Below are 16,593 nucleotides of genomic sequence, written 5' to 3'. Positions count from 1 at the left end.
AATATGGGGTGTGGCTGCCACATACGCCAACCCCAGGGGAACATCATGCGTCTGACGATTCTCGCCGCCGGAGCATTGCTCCCGCTCGCCGCCTGCAATCAGGGGCCCTCGACCGAGGAGAGCGCGCGCAGGACCGGGGAGGTCCGGCTCGAGAACGCATCGATGGAGGAAGTCGCCAAGCAGAGCGCCGCGGCTGACAGCAAGGCGCCGAGCCAGCCCGGCATGTGGGAAGAGACGATGCAGCTGACCGGCTTCGAGCCCGGCGGCGCCCCCGAGGCGCAGGTCGCCCCGCTCAAGGCGCAGGTCGGCAAGCCCCCGCAGACGCAGCGCGGCTGCCGCACCGAGCGCGACGGCAAGCCGCTCGACGTCTCGAAATTCCCGGCGATGGCCAAGTCCTGCCGCTTCGCCAAATATGTCACCGCCGGCGGCAAGGTCGATGCGGCGATGGATTGCGACACGCCGCTCGGCAAGTCGCGCGTATCGATCACGGGCACCCAGACCCCGGCCGCCTATGACCTGACGATGAAGCAGAGCCAGACCGTCACCGGCCAGACCAAGGAAACCTCGATGACCTTCCGCGTCACCGGCAAGCGCATCGGCGAGTGCAAGGCATGATCCGCCGCCTGGCCCCGTTCGGCGCCGCCGCCGCGCTGGTGCTGCTCACCGGCGCGGGCCAGGCCGGCGACGGCTTCAGCCTGACCGATGCGACCTCAGAGCAGGTCGCCGCCGCCTATGCCAAGGCGAAGCCCGGCGGCCCGATGCACATGGGCCAGTGGGACCGCACGATCGCGATCTCGGCGTTCGAGCTGCCCGGCATGGCCCCGGGCCCCGATCGCGACGCCAAGGTCGCGGCGGCCAAGGCGATGCACAAGACCGAGAGCGTCTGTCATAAAGGCACCGATCTCGCCGCGCCCGAGCCGGCGGCGGTCTTCGAGATGCTCGGCAGCGATTGCCATTATCAGCGCCTGACGATGGGCGGCGGCCAGTTCGACGGCCAGCTCAGCTGCAAGGGCAGCGAGCCGGGCGCCAGGGTCGATGTCGCGGTCTCCGGCAGCTACACCGCCGAGAATTTCGCGATCCGCCTCGACATCGACCAGCAGCCAGCCGATCCGGCGCAGCGGGCGAAGATGACTATGGCGCTGAGCGGCCACCGTACCGGGAAATGCGCGGAATAGTCAGGCCTCGGGGCGATAGGCGATCCGCCACATCAGCGTGGCCGTCCCCGCCGCGAACAGCGCGAGGATCCCACTCGAGGCGAGCGCGCTGATCCAGCGGAACAGCAGCGCGCGATTGTCCATCGGCGGCATTTCGAACAGCCCGAAGCCATAGGTCTGCGCGCCGACGAAGACAGCGAGCGCAGTGATCGCACCGACCAGGGCCGCATGGCGCGCGCGGCGCAGCCCGGCGACATGCATCACCAGCCAGAGCGGCCCGCCCACCGCGGTGATCGCGATCCCGGCGATCAGGCTGCCGATCAGCCAGCCGCTCACCAGGCTCAGCGGATCGCGCTTGCCGCCGAGCAGCAGCAGCACGAGCACGATCAGCCCGGCAAAGGCGCTGCCCGCGCCGAGCGCGAGCCCGGCCCGGTCGATGGACGTGTCATAGCGTTGCGCAGCTTTCGCGCTGTCGTTCACAGGGGACCCCTCCCGATTCCGCGCAGGATAAACCGCGCGAGCGAGTCCCGACAAGCGTCTGGGAGCGAGGCGCCGGCTCGTTTCGGCGCATCAGCGCAGCGCGGCGAACCGCCGGTCTCGGATACAGGCGTCGAGCCCGGGATAGTCAGGCGGCGGCGGTGCCGCGCCAAGCGCGGGCACGGCGAAGGTCTCGCCGATCCGGTGCGCGGCGAAGCGCGCCGGATCCTCGCCGGCACAGCGCAGCATCCCACGCAGCATCGCCGGCGGCGTCGCATAGCCTTCGCGCGACAGGCGGAAGGTGCCCCAGTGCACCGCCAGCGCTTCCGGCCGGCCAAGCCCGTCCCACACCCGGATCGCATCCGGCGGCCCGATATGGCTGCCGCTCGCCATCTGCCCTTCCTCGAAGCGGAAGGCACCGATCGGGATGGCGGCAAAGCGGACCGACCCCAGCGCCGCCGCCTCGGCAGGCCATTTGCCGTCGCCCAGCCCGGTATCGCCGGCGAAGAAGAAATTGCCGTGCGGCAGCTGCACGACGAAGCTCGACCACAGCGCCCGGCTGCGATCGGCGAACCAGCGGCTGCCCCAGTGATGGCTGCGCGTCACCGTCACGGCCACGCCCGAGCGCAACACGATCCGCTGGCCCCAGTCGAGCGCGCGCGACGCCACGCCGGCGCCGGCGATCACGCGGTCATTGCCAAGTGACGTGACGACCAGCGGATGGTCGCGCTCCGAGAGCCGCCTGAGCGTCGGCAGGTCCATATGATCATAGTGGTTGTGGCTGACCAGAACGAGGTCGATCCTGGGCAGGTCCTCGAAGCGCACGCCCGGCTCCGCCACGCGCCGCGGGCCGAAGCCGAACGGGCCGACCGTGTCGCTCCACACCGGATCGGTGAGGATGTTCACCCCGTCGGCCTGCACCAGCACCGTGGCATGGCCGATCCAGGTGACACGCATCGCGCCACCCTCGACGCGCGCCGGCGGCTTGCCCGGCGTCACCGCGACCCGCTCGGGCCACGCCGGTCGGGTCGGGTCGCCGAACACCTGCTGCCAGAGCAGCCGGTTGCGGCGCGTGGCGGAGATATCGAGCGCGTCGCCATCGGGATTGAAGAAGCGCGTTCCGTCGAAATGGCCGGAGACCGGCCCGCGATAATAGACGCGATCGAGGAAGAAGGGCGCGGCCGTCGCGACCAGGCACAGCACGACGACGGCCCAGAGCAAGACGGCAAGAACGATCCGGACCAGGCGCATTACCGACAATGTCGTTACGCGCCCGCACCGCTTCAAGACGCTTGATCGTCGAGCCGCCCCCAGCCTAACCCGGCGCCATGGATCCGCTCCCCCAGACTCCGGAACAGGCCGCTGCCGAGCTCGAGAAGCTCGCCGCCGAGATCGCGCACCACAACCGCCTCTATCATGCCGAGGACGCGCCCGAGATTAGCGACGCGGACTATGATGCGCTGATGCGGCGCAACACCGCGATCGAGGCGGCCTTCCCCGATCTCGTCCGCGCCGATTCGCCGTCGAAGCTGGTCGGCTCGGCGCCGTCGGGCCGGCTCGCCAAGATCGCCCATGCCCGGCCGATGTTCAGCCTCGACAATGCGTTCAGCGACGAGGACGTGACCGACTTCCTCGGCCGCGTCCGCCGCTTCCTCGCGCTGGGCGATGCCGAGCCGGTCGCGCTCACCGCCGAGCCCAAGATCGACGGCCTGTCCTGCTCGCTGCGCTATGTGAGCGGCAAGCTCGTCCAGGCGCTCACTCGCGGCGACGGCCAGATCGGCGAGGACGTGACCGCCAATGTCCGGACGATCAAGGACATCCCCGAGGAGATCGCCGGCGCGCCCGATATCTTCGAGGTGCGCGGCGAGGTGTACATGGCGAAGGACGATTTCGCCGCACTCAATGCCCGGCTGCTCGCCGAAGCCGAGGAGAGCGGCAAGGAAGCCCGCCAGTTCGCCAATCCGCGCAACGCCGCCGCCGGCTCGCTGCGCCAGAAGGATGCCGCGGTCACCGCGTCGCGTCCGCTGCGCTTCTGGGCCTGGGGCTGGGGCGAGGTCACCGCGCTGCCGGGCGAGACCCAGGTGGACGTGATCCACGCGATCCAGGCGATGGGCTTCCCGGTCTCCGACCTGTTCGTGGGGCCCGTCGATCTCGACGCGGCGCTGGCCCAGTACCGCAAGATCGAGGCGGTCCGCGCCGACCTGCCCTTCGACATCGACGGCGTCGTCTACAAGGTCGACCGGCTCGACTGGCAGAGCCGGCTCGGCTTCGTGGGCCGTTTTCCGCGCTGGGGCATGGCGCACAAATTCCCGGCCGAGCGCGCCCAGACCACGCTGCGCGCGATCGACATCCAGGTCGGCCGCACCGGCAAGCTCACGCCCGTGGCCCGGCTCGAGCCGGTCACCGTCGGCGGCGTCGTCGTCACGAACGCGACGCTGCACAATGCCGATGAGATCGCCCGGCTCGGCGTGCGCCCCGGCGACCGCGTCGTCCTCCAGCGTGCCGGCGACGTGATCCCGCAGATCGTCGAGAACCTCACCCGCGACGAGGCCCGCGATCCCTGGGCCTTCCCGACGCACTGCCCGATCTGCCAGTCCGAGGCGGTGGCCGAGGAAGGCGAGGTCGATATCCGCTGCACCGGCGGGCTGATCTGCCCGGCCCAGCGGCTCGAGCGGCTCAAGCATTTCGTCAGCCGCGGCGCGCTCGACATCGAGGGGCTGGGCGAGAAGACGCTGGCCGAGTTTCTCGATCTCGGCTGGATCGCCGAGCCGGCCGACATCTTCCGCCTCGCCGCGCACCGCGAGGAGCTGCTCGGGCGCGAGGGCTGGCAGGAGAAATCGGTCGATGCACTGGTCGCCGCGATCGAGGCCAAGCGCGCGCCCGATGCCGCGCGCCTGCTGTTCGGCCTCGGCATCCGCCATATCGGCGCGATCACCGCGCGAGACCTGCTGAAACGCTATGCAACATTGCCGGCACTCCAGACGCTGGCCGACGAGATCATCGCGATGCGCGATGCAACGCCGCCACAGATCGGTGAGACCGAGACGAAACACCGCGCCCGGCTCGACAAGGCAGTCGCCGAGCATATCGGCGTCGAGAATGTCGGCGGCGCGGTCGGCCAGGCGCTGGCCGACTTCTTCCACGAGCCCCACAATCGCGCGGTGTGGGAAGACCTGCTCGGCGAAGTCGCGCCGCCGCCCTTCATCGTCGAGACGCGCGAATCGGAAGTCTCGGGAAAGACGCTGGTTTTCACCGGCACGCTGGAGGCGCTGAGTCGCGACGAGGCCAAGGCGCAGGCCGAGTCGCTGGGCGCCCGAGTCGCGGGATCGGTGTCGGCGAAGACCGATCTGGTCATTGCCGGGCCGGGCGCCGGCTCGAAGCTCAAAAAGGCCGCGGATCTCGGAATTCGCGTAATTACGGAGAGCGATTGGCTGCAAATCGTCGGAAACACTAAGTGACTTTTTTGCAACGCAACAATCCTGAATCGTGGATTAACAGCGCTGCCCATCCTGACTCGGATTGACTGTCACAGGACCGACATAAATTAATCGCATGGGCGGCGGCGACGGTGAACCACACCGCGTCAGTGCAGACGACAAGCACACACCGAAAGGGAAACACCTCCAATGCGCACCAAGCTTTTTGCGGGCGTGGCTTTTGCCGCGCTGATGGTTCCGGGGGCCGCGTTCGCGCAGTCGACCGGCACGCAGGACTTCGAGGGCGAAACCGAAATCGTCGTGACCGGCTCGCGTGCCGACAATGGCGTGAACGGCATCATCGTTCCGGACACTTCGAAGGCCAAGGGCGTCCTCACCCAGGAATTCATCGAGCGCCAGGCACCGGGCGCCACGGTCAACGACCTGATCAACCAGCTGCCGGGCGTCAGCTTCCAGAACAACGACGCGTTCGGTTCGTCGGGCGGCTCGATGAACATCCGCGGCTTCGACGCTTCGCGTATCTCGCAGACCTTTGACGGCGTTCCGCTGAACGACTCGGGTAACTATGCGATCTATTCGAACCAGCAGATGGATCCGGAGCTGATCGAGCAGGTCAACGTCAACCTCGGCACCACCGACGTCGACTCGCCGACCGCCGCTGCGACCGGTTCGACCGTCAACTACCGCACCCGCCTCCCGGGCCGTGACTTCGGCGTCAAGCTGGTCGGCTCGGTCGGCCAGTTCGGCTTCTTCCGCACCTTCGGCATGGTCGACACCGGCGAGTTCACCTCGTTCGGCACCCGCGCCTTCTTCGCGGCCAGCCACGCCGAGAACTATCAGCCTTGGAACCGCAACGCGCGGGTCAACAAGGACCAGTACAACGCCCGCATCTATCAGCCGCTGGGCGACAATGGCGACTTCCTGTCGATCGCCGGCAACTGGAACGAGAACCGCAACAACTTCCAGGGCTCGGTTCCGCTGCGTTGGGACACCGTGCAGCGTTCGGTCACCGGCACTGCCCCGAACCAGGTGGTCACCACCACCCCGCGCAACGTCGGCCCGAACTCGAGCGACCGCTTCCCGCTGAACCGTGACGAGGCGTTCTACAACGTCCCGGCCTGCACCATCAATACGGTGGCCCGCGCCGGCGTCGCCGACACGGCGAACACCTGCGGCTCGATCTTCGACGAGCGCTTCAACCCGTCGAACACCGGCAACATCCGCGGCTCGTCGCGCTTCACCCTGGCGGACGGCCTCGTCCTCACGGTCGATCCGTCGTACCAGTATGTGAAGGCCAATGGCGGCGGCACCGTCGTCGGCCAGGAAGCGCGCCGCGACGTCAACCCGACCGGCGGCAACGCGAACTGCAACACCACCGCCAACAGCGCGACCGTCAGCTGCCAGCCGGGCTATTGGGGCGGCACGCCCTATTTCGGCCGCGACCTGAACGGTGACGGCGACACGCTCGACACGATCCGCGTGCTGGCGCCGAGCCAGACCCAGACGCACCGCATCAGCCTCACCACGTCGCTGCGCTACGATCTGTCGCCGGATCAGACGATCCGTCTCGCCTACACCTATGACCGTGCCCGTCACCGTCAGACCGGTGAGACCGGCTTCCTGCAGCTGAACGGCAAGCCGTACGACGTCTTCCCGGTCAACGATCCGATCCTCGACGTGAACGGCCGTGCGCTCCAGAAGCGTGACCGTCTCTCCTATGCGATCCTGCAGCAGGGCGCGATCGAGTATCGCGGCGAGTTCTTCGACGGCGCGATCAAGATCAATGCCGGCCTGGCCGCGAAGTTCTTCCGTCGCAACCTGACCAACTACTGCGCCACCTCGAGCGCTGCCGGCTTCGTCGAATGCTATGGCGACGACACGGCGGCCGGCGCAGCCTGGCTCGCGGCCAACCCGACCCAGACGGTGGTGGCGAGCGCGGCGGCTGCTGCGGGCGCGACCTGCGTCGCCGGCGTCTGCACCTTCCCGACCCAGGGCGCGCAGCAGCGCATCCTGAACTACAAGAAGCTGCTCCCGAACGTCGGCTACACCTGGTCGCTGACCCCGCAGGTCGATGTCTTCGGCAACTATTCGCAGGGCATCCAGGTCCCGGGCACGGACAACCTGTACAACTCGTTCTACTTCCCGGCGAACTCCGAGCGCGCTTCGCCGAAGCCGGAAACCACCGACAACTTCGACCTCGGTCTCCGTTACCGCTCGTCGACGCTGCAGGCGCAGTTCGGCGGCTGGTACACCAACTACAAGAACCGCCTGGCTTCGTCCTACGACCCCGAGCTGGACCGTTCGGTGTATCGTAACCTCGGCACCGTGAAGAAGTACGGCTTCGACGGTAGCGTGACCTATCAGCCCATGCGTGAGCTGAGCGTCTATGCCTTCGGTTCGTATCTCCACTCGGAGATCCAGAACAACGTCGAGGCGTTCCGCACCACCGCCGCTGGCCCGCTCGGCCCGGTCGGCACGATCGTCTACGCTCCCACCAAGGGCAAGCGTGAGTCGAACGCGCCGGTCTACATGTTCGGCGGCGGCGCCACGGTCGATCTCGCGCCGGTGTCGTTCGGCGTCGACGTGAAGCGCACCGGTCCGCGCTACCTGTACGACACCAACGAGCCGGCCCGTCAGGCGCTGACCGTCAATGGTGCCGTGCAGACCTGGGAGATCTTCCCGGCGAAGACCCCGTCCTACACGCTGGTGGACCTCAACGCCCGTGTCGATCTCACCTGGGCGGGTCTCAACAAGAAGACCTATTTCCAGGTCAACGTCCGCAACCTGTTCAACGAGTATTGGGTCGGCTCGATGAACAGCGGCAACGGTTCGCTGAACCAGGGCCCGACCTACAATGCCCAGGGTGCGATCACCGGCTACGGCTCGGCGCTGAACACCCAGATCGGCTATCCGCGCACCGTCATCGGTACGCTGGTGGTGGGCTTCTAAGCCCAACGCCGATAGGGCAAGACGAAGCCGCCGCCCGGGGAAACGGGGGGGGCGGTTTTCGTTTGGGGGCGCTTATTTACGCCGCTCACGCCGCGAGGCGGCACCAGCCCGCTCCCCCACCCGGCCACCCAACGGCAGTATCATATGGGTGGCCGGGTGGGGGAGCGGGCTGGCGCCGAGGCTCAGCGCAGCGTCAACAAATCTACGCCTTCGCGTAGATGCTGTTGATCGGCCGCGCGAACACCCGGCGGACCATCGGCTCGAAGAAGTCGAGCGGCGCGCTGTCATAGGCCGGGTCGAACGCCGCCTGGTCGTACTTCTCGCAAAACTCCGCGCAGGCCTCGAAATGCGGATGCCCGCGGAACCCTTCGCGGATGTCGCGGTCCATCCCCAGATGATGGAAGAAATAATAGCCCTGGAAGGCGCCGTGCTTGTCGGCGATCCAGTGCAGCTCCTCGCTGACGAAGGGTCTGAGGATCGCCGCGGCGATCTCCGGATGGTTGTAGCTCCCCAGCGTGTCGCCGATGTCGTGGAGCAGCGCCATCACCACATAATCCTCGCCCCGCCCGTCGCGGTGCGCGCGGGTCGCGGTCTGCAGCGAATGCTGGAGCCGGTCGATCGCGAAGCCGCCGAAATCGCCGTCGAGCAGCCGGAGATGAGTGAGGACCCGGTCGGGCAGCCCGGCCGCAAAGCCGCGGAACGCGCCGCCGATGATCGCCCAGTCCTCGGCCGTGCCTTCGGCCATCGCATGGAATTTCGCCCGCTCGCCGCCGGTTTCCATCTCGCTCTCCCTCTCGCCACCGGTCTGCCGCCGGCCCTTGCGATCCTACCCCTCTTTGCCCCCGCCTGTCAGCGGTGTTAGAGGCAGGTCGTGGCTACCCTGGACCCCAGATCCCCCTTCCTCGCGCAGCCGTCGAAGCCGCCGGCCGCGCTGTCGCGCCCGTTCTTCGAGGACAAGAACCGCGCCTTCTGGATGCTGCAGGCCGGCGGCTGGACCGGCTATCTGCTCCTGCGCACCGTCTCGGTGATCTCGAACTCGCAGCCGATCCAGAGCGCGATCGCCGGCATCGTCGAGACGATCATCGGCTATTGCCTGACGCTGCTGCTCTCGGCGCTCTACCGCACCTATCGCAAGCTGCCGCGCGTCCCGTCGATCCTGCTGACCCTGGCCACGCTCGGCATCGCCACCACGATCTACGCGATGCTCGACGCCTTCACCTATTCGTTCGTCCGCGGCACGCCGGGGATAACGCTGTCGCTGGTCACCGGCACGGTGTTCATCAACTTCACCGTGCTCGCCGGCTGGTCGGCGCTCTATTTCGCGGTCAACTTCTACCTCGTCGTCGAGGACCAGATCGACCAGATGCAGGCGCTGGAGATGCAGGCCAGTCAGGCCCAGCTGGCGATGCTGCGCTACCAGCTCAACCCGCATTTCCTGTTCAACACGCTCAACTCGATCTCCACGCTGGTGCTGCTCAAGCAGACCGAGCGCGCGAACATCATGCTCTCCCGCCTCAGCTCGTTCCTCCGCTACACGCTGGCCAACGAGCCGACCGCGCACGTCACGCTCCAGCAGGAGGCGGAGACGCTGAAGCTCTATCTCGAGATCGAGAAGATGCGCTTCGACGATCGCCTGCGCACCCATTTCGAGATCGACGAGCGCGTCACCAAGGCACGGCTGCCGTCGCTGCTGCTCCAGCCGCTCGTCGAGAACGCCATCAAATATGCCGTCACGCCCCAGGAAGAGGGCGCCGATATCACCGTCTCCGCTCGGCTCGCCGGAGAACGAGTGCAGATCGCCGTATCCGATACGGGTCCGGGATTGATCGAAGTCAAGCAGCGGCCGACCCTTTCAACCGGCGTGGGGCTCGCCAATATCAAGGAGCGGTTGGCCCAGGCTTACGGGCCTGACCATCGATTTGAGACGCGTTCGGACCCAGGGAAGGGGTTCAGCGTTGAGATCGAGATACCGTTCCAGATCGAGGAACCTAATCGAGAGGCCGCATGACCATTCGGACCATCCTGGTAGACGACGAATCCCTTGCAATTCAGGGACTCGAGCTGAGGCTCCAGGAACATGAAGATGTCGAGATCATCGACAAATGCTCGAACGGACGCGAGGCGATCCGTTCGATCAAGACCCACAAACCCGACCTTGTATTCCTCGACATCCAGATGCCCGGCTTCGACGGGTTCTCCGTCGTCCAGGGTCTGATGGAAGTCGAACCGCCGCTGTTCGTGTTCGTGACCGCATACAGCGATCACGCGATCCGCGCCTTCGAGGCGCAGGCGATGGACTATCTGATGAAGCCGGTCGAACCCGCCCGGCTCGCCGACACGCTCGACCGGGTGCGCCAGCGCCTGAGCGAGAAGCGCGGCGTGGAGGAGATCGAGAAGCTCAAGGAAGTGCTCGCCGAAGTCGCCCCCGATGCGGCCGACGAGATCGCCGCCTCGTCCGTCGAAGGCGAGATGGCATCGAGCCGCTTCGAGAAGCTGATCAACATCAAGGATCGCGGCCAGATCTTCCGCGTCGACGTCGACACGATCGAGCGGATCGACGCGGCCGGCGACTACATGTGCATCTATACCGGCGACAACACGCTGATCCTGCGCGAGACGATGAAGGATCTGGAAAAGCGGCTCGATCCGCGCCGCTTCCAGCGCGTTCACCGCTCGACCATCGTCAATCTCGACCTGGTCCGCCAGGTCAAGCCGCACACCAATGGCGAATGCTTCCTGGTGCTCGATTCGGGTGCCCAGGTGAAAGTCAGCCGCTCGTACCGGGACGTAGTCGCCCGTTTCGTGCACTAACCCCCTTCTCCCTCTCCCCTCCGGGGAGAGGGCCGGGGAGAGGGGCAGTGTGTCCCTGAATCGATAGCGAAGGGCATGGCGGCATAGTCCATGCCCCTTCCCTCCCCCCGATGGGAAAGGGCCTAAACCCCTCCGTAGAGTCCCCAAGCCCCGCCCCCCGGCGCACCTCCGCTTCCTATAATGATGGGTGCCCCCGGCCCCCGCTCCTTCTGCGTCCACCACGCTGCGCCCCCGCCTGTCGATCGCGATGGCGTGCCAGGTGACGCTGCTGCTCGCCCCCGGCCTGCTCGTCTTCGCCCCGCCGGTGCGCGGCACGATGCTGCTCGTGCCGCTCTATCCCGCCAGCGCCGCCACCGTGGAGGCAGTGGGCGACCAAGCCGGCGCGACGCTGGGCGGCGTCGGCCCGCTTCCCCGCTCGCGCTTCGTCGACGGCGATCGCGCGCGCCTGCTCCCGGCCGCGCTCCACAGCGGCATGATCCTCGTCAGCATCTCCCCGCAGATCTGCGGCGAATTCCAGATGGAACCTCAGCAATGACCGAATTGTCCCTCGATGCGATGCGCCGCGTCGGCATGAAGCTGCTCGCCGCGCTGATGGGCGTGATGGCGCTCGCCACCGTCGCCGGCACCTTCTTCACCGAAGTGGGCAACGAAGGCGCGGCGCTGTTCCTCGCACTGGCGTTGCCTGCCTGGCCGATCTGGCTCACGCTGAACGGCCGCACCGATGCCGCCACCCGCATGATCGTGACCATGACGATGGTCGCCCAGCCCGCGGTGATGCTGTTCGTATTCCAGGGCCAGCCCTGGCAGGTCGATCTCCACATGCTGTTCTTCGCCGCCCTCGCCATCACCGCGATGCTATGCGACTGGCGCGCGCTCGTCGCCGGCGCCGGCGTGGTCGCGCTCCACCATCTCGGGCTCGGCATGCTGGTCCCCGACTGGGTGTTCCTCAACGGCGGCGGCCTGGGCCGCATCCTGCTCCATGCGGTGATCCTGATCGCCGAGACCGGCGCGCTCGTCTTCCTTTCCGCCCGGCTCGCGGGCCTGATCGACGCGCTCAACGTCCAGACCCGCCAGCGCGCCGAGATCGAGGTGCAGACCGCGCGCGAACGCGCCCGCCACGAGGCCGAGCTCACCACCGTCATCGAGACCGTCAGCGCCAGCCTCGCCGCGCTTGCCCAAGGCGATCTGCGCAGCGGCATCGCCGGGCGCCTGCCCGCCGCCTATGCCGCGCTCGAAGCCGATTTCACCCAGGCGGTGGCCAGCCTCAGCAAGCTGATCGGCTCGGTCGGCATGGGCACCGAGGCGATCCGCCTCGCCTCGAGCGAGATCGCCGCCGCCTCGGAGGACCTGGCCCGCCGCACCGAGAGCACCGCCCACAGCCTCGAGCAGACCAGCGAGGCGATCGGCCAGATGGATCATCGCCTCAAGGCGATCGCAGTCAGCGCCGACGGCGTCGTCGCCCGTGCGGACGAGGCGATCCTCACCGTGCGCGAGAGCCGCAGCGTCGCCGACGAGGTCGTCAGCGCGATGGGCCGGGTGTCGGACAGCGCCCGGGGTATCGACGACGTGATCGAAGGGCTCGACAAGATCGCCTTCCAGACCCGCGTCCTCGCGATGAACGCCGCGGTCGAAGCCGGTCGTGCCGGCGAGGCCGGCCGCGGCTTCGCGGTGGTCGCCGACCTCGTCTCGGCGCTCGCGATGCGCGCCGAGGAGGAGGCCAAGCGCGCCCGCGAGCAGCTCACCGTCACCCAGGGCGACATCCAGAACGCAGTCGGCGCGGTCGGCAAGGTCGATGGCGCGCTCGGCAGCATCTCCGAGCACGTCGCCCAGGTCCACCAGCTGCTCGGCGCGATGGCCGAGGACAACCAGACCCAGGCCGCCGCGATCGGCCGGATCAGCAGCGCGATCGGCACGATGGACGCCACCACCCGCCAGAACGCCGCGATGGTCGAGGAAACCTCCGCCACCGCGCGCAAGCTCAGCGACGAGGTCGAAGTGCTGGCCGACAGCGCCGCCCAGTTCCAGGTCGCCGATGCCGTGACGGCGCGCACGCCACGCCACGCCCGGGCCGGCGCGCGGCTCCACTAAGGTCCCTGCACCAAAACCCCGTCACCCCCGCGAAAGCGGGGACCCACCTCCCGGGCTTTCCGCGAGCGCATCCGTCGTCCGGATACTCCCATGAGACGGGTATCCTTTTTCGTGGGTGAAACTGGCGGGATTTGGCAGCATGGTCGCAAAGCGACGCTACGGCCCCCTTGCCCCGGCGTCGTTACCTCTTTAGAACAATCCGGGAACGAGAGGGGTTCCCGTATGTCCAAGTATCAGAGCTTCGCCGCGCTGCACGTTCCCGGCGATCCGGTCATCCTGTTCAACGTCTGGGACGCGGGCAGCGCCCGCGCCGCCGAGCGCGCCGGGGCGAAGGCGATCGCCACCGGCAGCGCCTCGGTCTCCACCGCGCACGGCTTCGACGATGCCGAGGCGCTGCCGCTCGACCTCGCGCTCGCCAATGCCCGCCGGACCGTCGGCGCAGTGGCGCTGCCGGTCAGCGTCGATTTCGAGGGCGGCTATGCCGTCGATCCCGACGCGGTCGCCGCCAATGTCGAGAAGCTCGCCGCCACCGGTGCGATCGGCTGCAATTTCGAGGATCAGGTCGTCGCCAGCAACGGCACGCCGGCGCGCGTCATGCATACGATCGAGGACCAGTCCGCCCGCATCGCCGCGATCCGCTGGACGGTGGGCCCGGACTTCTTCCTCAACGCCCGCACCGACATCTTCCTGATCGCGCCGGGCGACACCCATGACGCGGCGATGGCCGACGAGGCGATCGAGCGCGGCAAGGCCTATGCCGATGCCGGGGCCAGCGGCTTCTTCGTCCCCGGCCTCGCCGACCTCGCCCTGCTCGAGCGGGTGGCGAAGGCGGTGCCGCTGCCGGTAAACTTCATGGCCTTCCCCGGCGCGCCCGAGGCGAAGGCGGTGGCGCAGACCGGCGTGGCCCGCATCAGCCACGGCCCCTTCCCCCACATGGCCGCACTCAAGGCCTTCGAGGACGCGGCGCGGGCGGCGTTCTCGGCGTGAGTCCATAAAGCCCTCTCCCTTTGGGAGAGGGTTGGGTGAGGGCGACCTGTCCGCGAACAACGCGGCCAGAGGCATGTCGCCCCCTCATCCTCCCACGCCCTCCGGGCGCGGGCCCCTCCTTCTCCCAAAGGGAGAAGGGGTAATCGGGCTTCCAAAATAGGATTCCGCCTGTCACCCTCGACAGGCTCTTTCTCACCGTGGAACCCTATCCCGAGCGCGCGCGGCCGCTGCCGCGCGCACGCGTCAGGGATTCAAGAGATTCAACGAATCGCTCAGCCGATCGGCCGAAGATCAGCCCTCGGCGCCCTCTTCCGCTTCGCCGCCAGCCGCCGGACGCTCGAACCATGCCTCGACCGGGCCGTTCAGCTTGATCGTCAGCGGGTTGCCCTTGCGGTCGACCTTGTTGCCGAGCGCGGCGCGGATCCAGCCTTCGGAGATGCAATATTCCTCGACGTCGCGGCGCTCGACGCCCTTGAAGCGGATGCCGATGCCGCGCTCCAGCAGCTCGCGCTGGAAAAAGGGGCTGTTCTGGTTGACCGACAGGCGGTCGGGAGGCGTGTCACTCATGGCCCAGCCCTTTGCCGCTATTGGCGCAGGCTTTCAAGGTAGCGGTGGATCGAGGAGACCACCACCGATCCCTCGCCCACCCCGGACGCGACGCGCTTGACCGAACCCGAGCGGACATCGCCGACCGCGAAGATCCCCGGCTTGGACGAGCAGAAGAAGGTTTCGCCACTGCCGGTCCTAACGAAGCCGGCGCCGTCGAGCTCCAGGCAATCGTCCAGCCAGTCGGTCGAGGGCACCGCGCCGATCATCACAAACAGCGCCCCGGCCCTGCGCCGGCTGCTCTCACCGGTCCGGCGGTCGGTCCAGCTGAGCCCCTCGAGATGCCGCTCGCCCTCCAGCTCGGTCACTTCGGTGAAGGGATGGAGCGTGATCCGGTCCGATGCCTCGATCCGCTCGATCAAATAGCGCGACATGGTGTCGGCCAGCCCCTTGCCGCGCACCAGGATATGGACGTGGCCGGCGCTGCGGGCGAGGTAGATCGCCGCCTGCCCGGCCGAATTGCCGCCGCCGACCACCACCACTTCCTGCCCGGCGCACAGCCCGGCCTCCATGTTGGTCGCGGCATAATAGATGCCGTTGCCCTCCAGCTCGGCATAGCGCGGCAGGTCGAGCTTGCGGTAGCGCGCGCCGGTCGCGACGACCACGGCGCGCGACCGGATCTCGGTGCCGTCGTCGAGCCGGACGGTGAAGGGCACGCCCGAGCAGTCGAGCCCCACCGCCCCGCGCGAGACCAGCAGCCGCGCGCCGAACTTCTGCGCCTGCACCTGCGCCCGCCCGGCCAGCGCCTGCCCCGAGATGCCGGTCGGGAAGCCCAGGTAATTCTCGATCTTCGAGCTGGTCCCCGCCTGCCCGCCCGGCGCGATCGATTCGATCACGATCGTGTCGAGCCCTTCGGAGGCGGCGTACACCGCCGAGGCCAGCCCCGCCGGCCCGCCGCCGACCACAGCGACGTCATGGACATGGTCCGGGTCGAGATCGACGGTGAGGCCCAGCGCATCGGCGACCTGGCCGTTGCTCGGCCGGCGGAACGTCTGGCCGCGGACCACGACGACCGGCAGGTCCTCCTGGCTGAGCCGGAAGCATTCGAGGAAGCCCCCGGCGTCCGCATCGGTCTCGGTGTCGATCTGGCGGTGCGGCAGGCCGTTGCGGCGCAGGAAGCTCTCGATTCGCGCAGTGGCGGCGGCATGGGCCGGGCCGATCAGCGCGATCCCCGCCTCGCCGTGCAGCATCATCCCCACCCGACGCAGGATGAAGGCGCGCATCACCACTTCGCCGATATCCGGCTCGGCCGAGATCAGCCGGCGGAACTCCAGCCGGCCGACCCGGGCGACCCTGGTGCCGGGCTTTGCTCGCGCCGAGACCAGGATCTTGCGGTCGTTGAACAGGTCGAGCTCACCGGTGAACTGGCGCGCACCGTGCACATGGACGACATGCTCATGCCCCTTGGCATCCATGTCGAGCACCTCGACCGCGCCTTCGAGGATGAGGAAGAAGTCGACGCTGCGGTCGCCCCGGTCGAACAGCGAACCGCCCTCGGGCAGTTCCTCGACGGTGCCGAAGGCAGCGACCCGCCCGGCCATGTCGTCGTTCAGCTCGGGAAAGGTCTGGGCCTCCCGCTTGTACGGATCGGAGGGATCGGCGGTCAGCTGCGGCTGGAAGTGCGAATCGGTGCCCATGCCGCCAGCGTAACGAGGGGGGCCGACCCTAGGCCAGCCCCCCGAAAGTGTTAGCGGCAATACCGCACCCGGACCGGGCGATCGAGATACGGATCCCACACACGCCGGGTCTCGCAATAGCCGCGATAGGAGCGGTAGTGGTTGCGGTAATAGTAGCCGTCCGTCGGGTAATAGCCGTGATCGCGGTAATAGCCGCGATCATAGTCGTAGCGGCGGTCGTTGTTGCTGCTGGCGATCGCGGCGCCGATGGCGAGGCCGGCGATGCCCGCGACGATCGCGGTGCCGGTGTCGTCATGGCCGCGATAATGGTGGCCATAGCCGCCGCCGCGATAGCGCTGTGCCTCGGCCGACGGGGCAAAGGCGGTGAGCGCCGCGGCACCCATTGCGAAGCCGAGTACGACCCTCTGCGCGAACTTGAACATACTTTCCTCCTCAACTGCTGGCGCC

Annotated in this window: 15 protein-coding genes; 9 read left to right on the top strand and 6 right to left on the bottom strand. The window is 67.9% G+C overall.

Annotated elements, in window-relative coordinates:
- The first annotated feature begins 45 nt into the window (after positions 1-45).
- Positions 46-615, top strand: a complete 570-nt coding sequence (locus ACEN8G_RS22425; protein WP_413416886.1) for a DUF3617 domain-containing protein — start codon at positions 46-48, stop codon at positions 613-615.
- Positions 612-1,175, top strand: coding sequence for a DUF3617 domain-containing protein (locus ACEN8G_RS22420; RefSeq protein WP_413416884.1), 564 nt, complete (start codon positions 612-614; stop codon positions 1,173-1,175). The genes ACEN8G_RS22425 and ACEN8G_RS22420 overlap by 4 nt, the downstream gene beginning before the upstream one ends.
- Here ACEN8G_RS22420 and ACEN8G_RS22415 read toward each other — a convergent pair whose 3' ends face one another.
- Positions 1,176-1,634 carry a hypothetical protein gene (locus tag ACEN8G_RS22415; protein ID WP_413416882.1) on the bottom strand — a complete coding sequence of 153 codons (459 nt, stop codon included), beginning with the start codon at positions 1,632-1,634 and terminating at the stop codon, positions 1,176-1,178.
- Between the two features lie 90 nt (positions 1,635-1,724).
- Positions 1,725-2,882, bottom strand: coding sequence for an MBL fold metallo-hydrolase (locus tag ACEN8G_RS22410; protein WP_413416880.1), 1,158 nt, complete (start codon positions 2,880-2,882; stop codon positions 1,725-1,727).
- Between the two features lie 77 nt (positions 2,883-2,959).
- On the opposite strand from ACEN8G_RS22410, the gene ligA reads away from it, so the two are divergent.
- Both ligA and ACEN8G_RS22400 read left to right on the top strand, forming a co-directional pair.
- On the top strand, positions 2,960-5,089 hold the full coding sequence (ligA, locus tag ACEN8G_RS22405; RefSeq protein WP_413416878.1) for an NAD-dependent DNA ligase LigA: 2,130 nt from the start codon (positions 2,960-2,962) through the stop codon (positions 5,087-5,089).
- 168 nt (positions 5,090-5,257) lie between these two features.
- Positions 5,258-8,017: a TonB-dependent receptor gene (locus ACEN8G_RS22400; protein WP_413416876.1), complete on the top strand. Its 2,760-nt coding sequence runs from the start codon at positions 5,258-5,260 to the stop codon at positions 8,015-8,017.
- A gap of 202 nt (positions 8,018-8,219) precedes the next feature.
- Here the strand turns inward: ACEN8G_RS22400 and ACEN8G_RS22395 are convergent, their stop codons facing one another.
- Positions 8,220-8,798, bottom strand: a complete 579-nt coding sequence (locus tag ACEN8G_RS22395) for an HD domain-containing protein (protein WP_307116325.1) — start codon at positions 8,796-8,798, stop codon at positions 8,220-8,222.
- 192 nt (positions 8,799-8,990) lie between these two features.
- On the opposite strand from ACEN8G_RS22395, the gene ACEN8G_RS22390 reads away from it, so the two are divergent.
- The 5 genes from ACEN8G_RS22390 (at position 8,991) to ACEN8G_RS22370 (ending at position 13,903) form a co-directional block, all read left to right on the top strand.
- Positions 8,991-10,025 (top strand): sensor histidine kinase, encoded by a 1,035-nt coding sequence (locus ACEN8G_RS22390; RefSeq protein WP_413419303.1) that lies wholly within the window; start codon positions 8,991-8,993, stop codon positions 10,023-10,025.
- Positions 10,022-10,828 carry a LytR/AlgR family response regulator transcription factor gene (locus tag ACEN8G_RS22385; RefSeq protein ID WP_413419301.1) on the top strand — a complete coding sequence of 269 codons (807 nt, stop codon included), beginning with the start codon at positions 10,022-10,024 and terminating at the stop codon, positions 10,826-10,828. Before ACEN8G_RS22390 ends, ACEN8G_RS22385 begins: the two co-directional genes overlap by 4 nt.
- A gap of 247 nt (positions 10,829-11,075) precedes the next feature.
- Entirely contained in the window at positions 11,076-11,363 is a 288-nt protein-coding gene (locus ACEN8G_RS22380) for a hypothetical protein (protein WP_413415155.1), read from the top strand.
- On the top strand, positions 11,360-12,916 hold the full coding sequence (locus tag ACEN8G_RS22375; RefSeq protein ID WP_413415156.1) for a methyl-accepting chemotaxis protein: 1,557 nt from the start codon (positions 11,360-11,362) through the stop codon (positions 12,914-12,916). Before ACEN8G_RS22380 ends, ACEN8G_RS22375 begins: the two co-directional genes overlap by 4 nt.
- A gap of 222 nt (positions 12,917-13,138) precedes the next feature.
- Positions 13,139-13,903: an isocitrate lyase/PEP mutase family protein gene (locus tag ACEN8G_RS22370; RefSeq protein WP_413415157.1), complete on the top strand. Its 765-nt coding sequence runs from the start codon at positions 13,139-13,141 to the stop codon at positions 13,901-13,903.
- 291 nt (positions 13,904-14,194) lie between these two features.
- Here the strand turns inward: ACEN8G_RS22370 and ACEN8G_RS22365 are convergent, their stop codons facing one another.
- The 3 genes from ACEN8G_RS22365 to ACEN8G_RS22355 are packed head-to-tail and all read right to left on the bottom strand — an operon-like array spanning position 14,195 to position 16,568.
- A complete protein-coding gene (locus ACEN8G_RS22365; RefSeq protein ID WP_413415158.1) occupies positions 14,195-14,470 on the bottom strand; it encodes a DUF3297 family protein in 276 nt (91 codons plus the stop codon).
- 17 nt (positions 14,471-14,487) lie between these two features.
- A complete protein-coding gene (locus ACEN8G_RS22360) occupies positions 14,488-16,146 on the bottom strand; it encodes an FAD-dependent oxidoreductase (protein WP_413415159.1) in 1,659 nt (552 codons plus the stop codon).
- A 50-nt stretch (positions 16,147-16,196) separates the two neighbouring features.
- A complete protein-coding gene (locus tag ACEN8G_RS22355; protein WP_413415160.1) occupies positions 16,197-16,568 on the bottom strand; it encodes a hypothetical protein in 372 nt (123 codons plus the stop codon).
- Positions 16,569-16,593: the final 25 nt, after the last annotated feature.

Origin of the sequence: Sphingomonas sp. Sphisp66 (assembly GCF_047324325.1) — a bacterium.
GTDB lineage: Bacteria > Pseudomonadota > Alphaproteobacteria > Sphingomonadales > Sphingomonadaceae > Sphingomonas.
This window is presented reverse-complemented; position numbering and strand designations above follow the sequence as displayed.

Bases quoted from the DNA above. Each gene is read 5' to 3' on its own strand.
- ACEN8G_RS22425 (WP_413416886.1), top strand. From the start codon at position 46: ATGCGTCTGACGATTCTCGCCGCCGGAGCATTGCTCCCGCTCGCCGCC.
- ACEN8G_RS22420 (WP_413416884.1), top strand. From the start codon at position 612: ATGATCCGCCGCCTGGCCCCGTTCGGCGCCGCCGCCGCGCTGGTGCTG.
- ACEN8G_RS22410 (WP_413416880.1), bottom strand. From the start codon at position 2,882: ATGCGCCTGGTCCGGATCGTTCTTGCCGTCTTGCTCTGGGCCGTCGTC.
- ligA (WP_413416878.1), top strand. From the start codon at position 2,960: ATGGATCCGCTCCCCCAGACTCCGGAACAGGCCGCTGCCGAGCTCGAG.
- ACEN8G_RS22400 (WP_413416876.1), top strand. From the start codon at position 5,258: ATGCGCACCAAGCTTTTTGCGGGCGTGGCTTTTGCCGCGCTGATGGTT.
- ACEN8G_RS22395 (WP_307116325.1), bottom strand. From the start codon at position 8,798: ATGGAAACCGGCGGCGAGCGGGCGAAATTCCATGCGATGGCCGAAGGC.
- ACEN8G_RS22390 (WP_413419303.1), top strand. From the start codon at position 8,991: ATGCTGCAGGCCGGCGGCTGGACCGGCTATCTGCTCCTGCGCACCGTC.
- ACEN8G_RS22385 (WP_413419301.1), top strand. From the start codon at position 10,022: ATGACCATTCGGACCATCCTGGTAGACGACGAATCCCTTGCAATTCAG.
- ACEN8G_RS22380 (WP_413415155.1), top strand. From the start codon at position 11,076: ATGGCGTGCCAGGTGACGCTGCTGCTCGCCCCCGGCCTGCTCGTCTTC.
- ACEN8G_RS22375 (WP_413415156.1), top strand. From the start codon at position 11,360: ATGACCGAATTGTCCCTCGATGCGATGCGCCGCGTCGGCATGAAGCTG.
- ACEN8G_RS22370 (WP_413415157.1), top strand. From the start codon at position 13,139: ATGTCCAAGTATCAGAGCTTCGCCGCGCTGCACGTTCCCGGCGATCCG.
- ACEN8G_RS22365 (WP_413415158.1), bottom strand. From the start codon at position 14,470: ATGAGTGACACGCCTCCCGACCGCCTGTCGGTCAACCAGAACAGCCCC.
- ACEN8G_RS22360 (WP_413415159.1), bottom strand. From the start codon at position 16,146: ATGGGCACCGATTCGCACTTCCAGCCGCAGCTGACCGCCGATCCCTCC.
- ACEN8G_RS22355 (WP_413415160.1), bottom strand. From the start codon at position 16,568: ATGTTCAAGTTCGCGCAGAGGGTCGTACTCGGCTTCGCAATGGGTGCC.